This is a genomic window from Cellulomonas triticagri, assembly GCF_003696205.1.
Taxonomy (GTDB): domain Bacteria; phylum Actinomycetota; class Actinomycetes; order Actinomycetales; family Cellulomonadaceae; genus Cellulomonas; species Cellulomonas triticagri.
On sequence record NZ_RFFI01000196.1, the window covers coordinates 1 to 4,131 of the forward strand.

Below are 4,131 nucleotides of genomic sequence, written 5' to 3' on the forward strand. Positions count from 1 at the left end.
CCGCCGAAGCCGCCTCCGCCGCCGTGCGCGCCGCCGCCGCCCCAGCCGCCGCCCCCGCCGCGCAGGATCGAGTCGATGATGATGCCGCCGAGCACCATCCCGCCGAGGTTGCCGAGGCCGCCGTCGCCGCCCCCGCCGCCGCGCCGCTGCTGGTCGTACCAGTCGACGTCGCGCTGCGCGAGGGACTGCGCCTCGCGCACCAGCCGGTCGGCCTGCTGGGCGGCGCCGAGCGCCTGCTCGGGGTCGGTGTCGCGCTGGTCGACGGCGGTGCGGAACATCCGACCGGCCTCGGCGAGCCGCGTGCGGGCCTCCGGGCCGACGGCGCCGCGGCGCGTCTCGATGTAGTCGGTGGTGCCGCGCAGCGCGGAGTCGACCCGGCCGAGCGTCTGGTCGAGCAGCTCGCGGGCGCGCCGCGCGCTCTCCTGGGCCTCGCGCATCGGCGCGAGGGCCCGGTCGAGCGCGGCCTCGGTGTCGGTCAGGGCGCGCAGGGCGGCGAGCGGGTCGCCGTCCCCGGCCCGGGCGGCCTTGCCTGCGGCGATGACGCTGCGTGCCTCGGCAGCGCGGGCGGAGACCTCGGGGTGCCGGGGCGCGAGCCGGTCGGCGTCGTCCACGTCCGCGGTGATCGACGCGAGCGCCGTGTCCAGGCGGGAGCCGATCGTCGCGAGGTCGGTGCCCGCGCGGTCGACGGCGTCGAGCAGCCGCACGACCTGGCCGAGCGCCTCCTCGGCGGCGCGCGCGTACCGGACGGCCACGCCGCGGTCGCCGGCGGCGACGGCCTCGCGCCCGGACGCCAGGGCGGTGCCGACCTCGTCCAGCAGGGCGACGGCCTGGTCCGGGTTGCCGACCACGGAGGTGATCGCGTCGGCGGGGTACCGGGCGGCGAGCGTGGCGAGCGCGGCGCGGGCCGCCTCGACCCGGGCGCGCAGCGCGGCGGCGGTGCGCTCGTGTGCGTCCAGGGCCTCGCCCGCGCGGGACTCGACGTCGCGCAGCCGGTCGAAGGCGTCCTTCTGCGCGTCCAGCGCGCCGGAGACCTGGCCGACGATGTGCAGGATGCGGGTGGAGGTCTCACGGACCTGCGGCTCGGTGTCCGGGACGTCGTCGTCCAGGGTCTGCCGCAGCCGGAACGCCTCGGTGACCTGCTCCTTGGCCTGCGCGAGCACCTGCTCGAACTCGCGGGTGCTCTCCGGCCCGAACTGCGCCTGGGCGAAGCCGAGCTCCTGCTCGGAGGCGCGCAGCGCGTCGTCGATGCCGACCAGCGCGGACGCCGAGCGGCGGTCCAGCTCGGCGGTCGGCAGCGCGGCGAGCTCCCCGGCGGGACCACCCGGCACGCGCGGCTGCTGCGGCCCGCGCTGCCCGGGCGTCCCGGCGCCGACCCGCGCCCTGCGGCGCGACGACGACCAGGCGATCAGCGTGATGACGGCGATGACCGCGAGCCCGGCGATCAGCAGGAACCCGAACGCCCCGGCGCCCGCGCTGCCCCCGGACCCGCCCGACCCGCCGGCGCCGCCGCCCGCGGCGGCCTCGCGGACGCCCTCGGCGGCGGTGATGGCCGCGCCCGCCCAGTCGTCCTCGCCGAGGTGGTCCTCGACGTCGAGCGCGATCTGGTCGAGCTGGCTGGAGGAGATCCCGCTGACGGTCTCCGGCGCGAGCACGTAGGACCGCTGGTCGACGGCGACCGCGAGCAGCAGGTCGCGGTCGCCGAGCCCGGTGAGCGTCGCGGTCTCGTCCGTCCAGGCGGTGCGCTCGGTGGGGGCGAAGGTGTCGACGTACACGACGTAGAGCTGGTAGTCCGTGTCGCTCTCGACCGCGTCCAGCGCGGCCTGCACCCGGGACTCCTCGCCCGCGACCGCCCCGACCTCGTCGGTCAGGGTGCCGGTCAGCCCCTGCGGGTCGGCGGTGACCAGGGGCGGCTGGGCGGGCGCGACCGTGGCCGGCGCGGCGCCGACCAGCAGCGGCACGCCGAGGACGACCGGGACGAGCAGGGACAGACCTCGGAGCGACGGCACCCGGTGATCCTTTCTCAGGGCGTGCACCTGCCGCAACGACGTACCCCGTCCGGAGGTTCCCCGGACGGCTCCTGCTGACGGCCCTCGGTCAGGCCGCCGGGTCGGGCTGCTGCAGGTCCTCCGCGTCGACGATGCGGTACGCGTAGCCCTGCTCGGCGAGGAACCGCTGCCGGTGCTGCGCGAAGTCCTGGTCGACCGTGTCCCGCGCGACGACCGCGTAGAAGTGCGCCGTGCGGCCGTCGCCCTTGGGCCGCAGCAGGCGGCCGAGGCGCTGGGCCTCCTCCTGCCGGGACCCGAACGAGCCGGACACCTGGATGGCGACCGACGCCTCGGGCAGGTCGATGGAGAAGTTCGCGACCTTGGACACCACGAGGGTGCTGATCTCACCCGCGCGGAACGCGTCGAACAGCCGCTGGCGCTCGGTCACCGACGTGCCGCCGGTGATGACGGGCGCGCCGATGTCGTCGGCGAGCTCCTCGAGCTGGTCGATGTACTGGCCGATGACGAGGGTCGGCTCGCCCGCGTGCTGCCGGACGAGGCGCCGCACCACCTCGGACTTGCCGGGGGCGCTCGCCGCGAGGCGGTACTTGTCCTCGGGCTCGGCGGTGGCGTAGAGCATCCGGTCGCGCTCGGGCAGCGTGAGGCGCACCTCGACGCAGTCTGCGGGCGCGATGTAGCCCTGCGCCTCGATGTCCTTCCAGGGCGCGTCGTACCGCTTCGGGCCGATGAGGCTGAACACCTCGTCCTCCCGGCCGTCCTCGCGCACCAGCGTGGCGGTGAGGCCGAGGCGGCGGCGGGCCTGCAGGTCGGCGGTCATCCGGAAGATCGGCGCGGGCAGCAGGTGCACCTCGTCGTAGACGACCAGGCCCCAGTCGCGGGCGTCGAGCAGCTCCAGGTGCGGGTACACGCCCTTGCGGCGGGTGGTGAGCACCTGGTAGGTCGCGATGGTGACGGGGCGGATCTCCTTGCGGGCCCCCGAGTACTCGCCGATCTCGTCGGGGGTCAGCGTGGTGCGGCGGATGAGCTCGTCGCGCCACTGCCGTGCGGAGACGGTGTTGGTCACGAGGATCAGCGTCGTGGTCTTGGACCGGGCCATCGCGGCCGCGCCGACCAGCGTCTTGCCCGCGCCGCAGGGCAGCACGACGACGCCGGAGCCGCCGTGCCAGAACCCGTCGGCGGCCTCCGCCTGGTACGGGCGCAGCTCCCAGGGCCGGGCCTCGCCGGTGGGCGAGGGGTTCGACTCCCCGGAGGTGTCGAGGTCGATGGGGTGCGCCTCGCCGTCCACGTAGCCCGCGAGGTCCTCGGCGGGCCAGCCGAGCTTGAGCAGTGCCTGCTTGAGGGTGCCGCGCTCGGAGCCGTGCACGACGACGTCGGTGTCGTCGATGCGGTCGCCGACCAGCCCGGCGGTGCGCTTGGAGCGCAGCACCTCGGCGAGCACGGCGGCGTCGAGGGCGTGCAGGACGAGGCCGTGCACGGGGTGCTGCACGAGCTGCAGGCGCCCGTACCGGGACATCGTCTCGGCGACGTCGACCAGCAGGGCGTGCGGCACGGGGTAGCGCGAGTACTCCAGCAGCGTGTCCACGACCTGCTCGGCGTCGTGCCCGGCGGCGCGCGCGTTCCACAGGCCCAGCGGCGTCAGCCGGTAGGTGTGCACGTGCTCCGGGGCGCGCTCGAGCTCCGCGAACGGGGCGATGGCACGACGGCAGGCCTCGGCCCGGTCGTGGTCGACCTCGAGCAGCAGGGTCTTGTCGCTCTGGACGATGAGGGGTCCGTCGGTCATGCGCGCTCCGTCCTGGCCGTGGTGCGTGGTGCGGGGAAGGTCGTCCGGTGGGGTCAGCCGTCGCCGACGGGTGTCACGGCGGCGACGCGGTGCGCGGCGACGACGATCTCCGCGTCCCGCGCGGTGTCGACCACGCGCACGCGCCCGCCGTCCACCCGCAGCGGGCGGACGCGCCGACGCTCCAGCGACCCGCGCGAGCCGACGACGTCGAGCCACACCTCGGTGTGCCCGGCGGCCGCCTCGCGCAGCAGCCCCAACGCCTCGGCGGGGTCGGCTGTTCCCCCGGGCCCCGGCCCGGAGCCGACCGCGCGGGCGGCGGCGGTGCGGGCCGTGGTGCCGACGGCG

Annotated in this window: 2 protein-coding genes and 1 pseudogene; all 3 read right to left on the reverse strand. The window is 76.2% G+C overall.

From position 1 onward, the window contains the following. Positions 1-2,006, reverse strand: a 2,006-nt coding sequence (locus tag EBM89_RS22510) for a TPM domain-containing protein (protein ID WP_158609732.1), incomplete at its 3' end; no start/stop codon positions are given. Between the two features lie 88 nt (positions 2,007-2,094). Then, entirely contained in the window at positions 2,095-3,786 is a 1,692-nt protein-coding gene (locus EBM89_RS19775) for a DNA repair helicase XPB (RefSeq protein ID WP_122151298.1), read from the reverse strand. Between the two features lie 53 nt (positions 3,787-3,839). After that, a pseudogene (locus tag EBM89_RS21575) lies at positions 3,840-4,131 on the reverse strand (helicase-associated domain-containing protein); the annotation flags it as partial.